This is a genomic window from Xanthobacter sp. BG11Y11_SDJG, assembly GCF_057364445.1.
The window spans coordinates 1-1,454 of the sequence record NZ_JBNFNU010000642.1 but is presented as its reverse complement, the minus strand read 5'-3'; the positions used below and the strand labels follow the sequence as shown (position 1 = coordinate 1,454).

Sequence of the window (1,454 nt, the reverse complement as noted above, 5' to 3'; positions counted from 1 at the left end):
GGCCGAACCCCTGGCCGGCCGAGGTGCTCGCGTCGGCGCGGCGCGGGGGTCGGCATCGCCGCCGCGCTGATCCTGTTCGACATGCCGGACCGGGGCACGCAGATGGCCGCGAGTGCGATCGGCGCGGTCGGTGCCATCGCGTTCATCCTCGCGGTGGCGGCGCGCACCGGCTTCGGGCCGGAGCGCATGCTGCTGGCAGGCGTGGCGCTCGGCGCCACGTGCTTGCCATTCTCGCCGCTGTGTTCGCCGCCGGGGGGTGGAACACCTTCCTTCTGCTCACCTGGATGGCGGGCTCGACCGACCGCGTGGATCCGCCCGAGGCGGTCCTGCTGGCGCTCGCGACCCTCCTTTTGCTGGCGCCGCTGCCCCTGCTGGGGCGGTGGATCGCCATCCTGCCGCTCGGCGCGCCGGTCTGCGGCGGCCTGGGACTGCCGGTGGCGGCGGTGCGTCTCGCCTTGGCACTGCTTGCCGCTGTCATGACGGCGGTCGCAGCCTTCTTCGTCGGGCCGCTCAGCCTGGCGGGCCTTCTGGCGCCCCATCTGGCGCGGCTGCTCGGCTTTGCCGGCGGCCGGCTGTTTCCGGCCGCGTCCGCGCTGATGGGCGCCATGCTGCTGATGCTCGCCGATTTCCTCGGCCGCACCGTGGCCTATCCGTATCAGGTGCCGGTCGGCTTCTTCGCCGCTCTGGTGGGCGGGCCCTACCTGATCTGGCTGCTCCAGCGCAGAGGCGGGCATGGCTGAGCCGCTGCATGCCGAGGCGCGCATCCCGCTCGCCGATCCCACCGCCGCCGTCGCCGCCTTCGCCGCGCGCTTCGCCGACCAGGCAGAGGTGGCCCGCACCGCGGACGGTGCGACGGTGGAGAGCCCGAGGCTCGGGCGCCTCGCCCCTCTCGGCGGCACCGGGCCTGCTGGTGATCTCCTGCGCCTGCCCCACCGCGAGCGCGCTGAGCTTCGCCAAGATGGCCGCCGCCGACGCGCTCCAGCAGCTCGCGGGCGGCGCGGAACCCGACTTCGCCTGGACCGGCGCCGGAGCCGGTGGCGGGCCGCTGCCGTTCTTCCGCGAACTCACGGTGCGCGCGCCTTCGATGTCACGCCCGGCGTGCGCCGCATCGTGCTGGCCGGGGATGCGGCGCATTACGAGGGGGCCTCGATCCATGTGAGGGTCCTGATCCCGCCGCCCGATCGCGCGCCGGTGTGGCCGCACGCGGACGCCATGGGGCGGATGATCTGGCCGCAGGGCGCCGATGCTTTGGTGCCGCGGGTCTACACCGTGCGCCAGGTGGATCGGGCGCGGGGCGAGATCGCCATCGACGTGGTTCTCCACGGTGCGCCGGACGCCTCGGCTGGTCCCGGCGCGGATTTGGGGCCCGGTACCGCCCAGGCCGCGCCGCGCGTCGGCCTCGCTCGGTCCGGGCGCGCCGCACCGGTTCGACGCCGGGCGCCTTCAATCTCCTG

At 74.7% G+C, this 1,454-nt stretch carries 2 protein-coding genes and 1 pseudogene; all 3 read left to right on the top strand.

Annotated features, from left to right (window positions below):
* Nucleotides 1–81: 81 nt before the first annotated feature.
* A pseudogene (locus tag AC2W7M_RS25305) lies at nucleotides 82–162 on the top strand (hypothetical protein); the annotation flags it as partial.
* 56 nt (nucleotides 163–218) lie between these two features.
* The gene (locus tag AC2W7M_RS25300; protein ID WP_486135848.1) at nucleotides 219–740 is read left to right on the top strand and encodes an iron chelate uptake ABC transporter family permease subunit; all 522 of its coding nucleotides are present in this window, start codon (nucleotides 219–221) and stop codon (nucleotides 738–740) included.
* On the top strand, nucleotides 733–1,454 hold a 722-nt coding region (locus AC2W7M_RS25295), incomplete at its 3' end, for a siderophore-interacting protein (RefSeq protein WP_486135846.1). The genes AC2W7M_RS25300 and AC2W7M_RS25295, both read left to right, overlap by 8 nt.